At 56.1% G+C, this 2,516-nt stretch carries 1 rRNA gene; it reads left to right on the forward strand.

The features are described 5' to 3' along the window. A 23S ribosomal RNA gene (locus IH48_RS0132010) occupies positions 1-2,473 on the forward strand; the annotation flags it as partial. Between the last annotated feature and the right edge of the window lie 43 nt (positions 2,474-2,516).

Genomic DNA, 2,516 nt, shown 5'->3' on the forward strand with positions numbered 1-2,516 from the left:
TGTCGTGACTGCGTGCCTTTTGAAGAATGAGCCTGCGAGTTTGCGGTGTGTTGCGAGGTTAACCCGTGTGGGGGAGCCGTAGCGAAAGCGAGTCCGAAGAGGGCGATTTAGTAGCATGCTCAAGACCCGAAGCGGAGTGATCTAGCCATGGGCAGGTTGAAGCGGCTGTAAGAGGTCGTGGAGGACCGAACCCACCAGGGTTGAAAACCTGGGGGATGACCTGTGGTTAGGGGTGAAAGGCCAATCAAACTCCGTGATAGCTGGTTCTCCCCGAAATGCATTTAGGTGCAGCGTCGCGTGTTTCTTGCCGGAGGTAGAGCACTGGATAGGCGATGGGCCTTACCGGGTTACTGACCTTAGCCAAACTCCGAATGCCGGTAAGTGAGAGCGTGGCAGTGAGACTGTGGGGGATAAGCTCCATGGTCGAGAGGGAAACAGCCCAGAGCATCGACTAAGGCCCCTAAGCGTGCGCTAAGTGGGAAAGGATGTGGAGTCGCAGAGACAACCAGGAGGTTGGCTTAGAAGCAGCCACCCTTGAAAGAGTGCGTAATAGCTCACTGGTCTAGTGATTCCGCGCCGACAATGTAGCGGGGCTCAAGCGTACCGCCGAAGTCGTGTCATTTGCACAAGAGCTCTAACGAGTGTGTAGATGGGTAGGGGAGCGTCGTGTGCCGGGTGAAGCAGCACTGGAAGGTAGTTGTGGACGGTTCACGAGTGAGAATGCAGGCATGAGTAGCGATTCACACGTGAGAAACGTGTGCGCCGATTGACTAAGGGTTCCTGGGTCAAGCTGATCTGCCCAGGGTAAGTCGGGACCTAAGGCGAGGCCGACAGGCGTAGTCGATGGATAACCGGTTGATATTCCGGTACCCGCTGTGAAGCGTCAAATATCGAATCTTCTGATGCTAAGGCCGTGAAGCCGCCCTGATCTCTTCGGAGTTGAGGGGAGTGGTGGAGCCGCCGGCCCAAGGGGGTAGTAGGTAAGTGATGGGGTGACGCAGGAAGGTAGTCCAGCCCGGGCGGTGGTTGTCCCGGGGTAAGGGTGTAGGACGTTCGGTAGGTAAATCCGCCGGGCATGTGTCTGAGACCTGATGCCGAGCCGATTGTGGTGAAGTGGATGATCCTATGCTGTCGAGAAAAGCCTCTAGCGAGTTTTATGGCGGCCCGTACCCTAAACCGACTCAGGTGGTCTGGTAGAGAATACTGAGGCGTTCGGGTGAACTATGGTTAAGGAACTCGGCAAAATGCCCCCGTAACTTCGGGAGAAGGGGGGCCATTCCTGGTGATCGAATTTTCTTCGTGAGCTGGGGGTGGCCGCAGAGACCAGCGAGAAGCGACTGTTTACTAAAAACACAGGTCCGTGCGAAGCCGTAAGGCGATGTATACGGACTGACGCCTGCCCGGTGCTGGAACGTTAAGGGGACCGGTTAGTCAACTTTCGGGTTGGCGAAGCTGAGAACTTAAGCGCCAGTAAACGGCGGTGGTAACTATAACCATCCTAAGGTAGCGAAATTCCTTGTCGGGTAAGTTCCGACCTGCACGAATGGCGTAACGACTTCTCGGCTGTCTCGACCATAGGCCCGGTGAAATTGCAGTACGAGTAAAGATGCTCGTTTCGCGCAGCAGGACGGAAAGACCCCGGGACCTTTACTATAGTTTGATATTGGTGTTCGGTTCGGCTTGTGTAGGATAGGTGGGAGACTGTGAAGCTTGGACGCCAGTTCAGGTGGAGTCATTGTTGAAATACCACTCTGGTCGTGCTGGATGTCTAACCTGGGTCCGTGATCCGGATCAGGGACAGTGTCTGATGGGTAGTTTAACTGGGGCGGTTGCCTCCTAAAGAGTAACGGAGGCGCCCAAAGGTTCCCTCAGCCTGGTTGGTAATCAGGTGGTGAGTGTAAGTGCACAAGGGAGCTTGACTGTGAGACTGACGGGTCGAGCAGGGACGAAAGTCGGGACTAGTGATCCGGCGGTGGCTTGTGGAAGCGCCGTCGCTCAACGGATAAAAGGTACCCCGGGGATAACAGGCTGATCTTCCCCAAGAGTCCATATCGACGGGATGGTTTGGCACCTCGATGTCGGCTCGTCGCATCCTGGGGCTGGAGTCGGTCCCAAGGGTTGGGCTGTTCGCCCATTAAAGCGGTACGCGAGCTGGGTTTAGAACGTCGTGAGACAGTTCGGTCCCTATCCGCTGCGCGCGTAGGAGTCTTGAGAAGGGCTGTCCCTAGTACGAGAGGACCGGGACGGACGAACCTCTGGTGTGCCAGTTGTTCTGCCAAGGGCATGGCTGGTTGGCTACGTTCGGGAGGGATAACCGCTGAAAGCATCTAAGCGGGAAGCCTGCTTCGAGATGAGGACTCCCACCCACTTGATGGGGTAAGGCTCCCAGTAGACGACTGGGTTGATAGGCCGGAGATGGAAGCCAGGTGACTGGTGGAGTTGACCGGTACTAATAGGCCGAGGGCTTGTCCATATTTGCTCGCGTCCACTGTGTTGGTTCTGAAACCACGAACAGC

Origin of the sequence: Streptomyces sp. NRRL F-5126 (genome assembly GCF_000721265.1) — a bacterium.
Classification (GTDB): Bacteria; Actinomycetota; Actinomycetes; order Streptomycetales; family Streptomycetaceae; genus Streptomyces.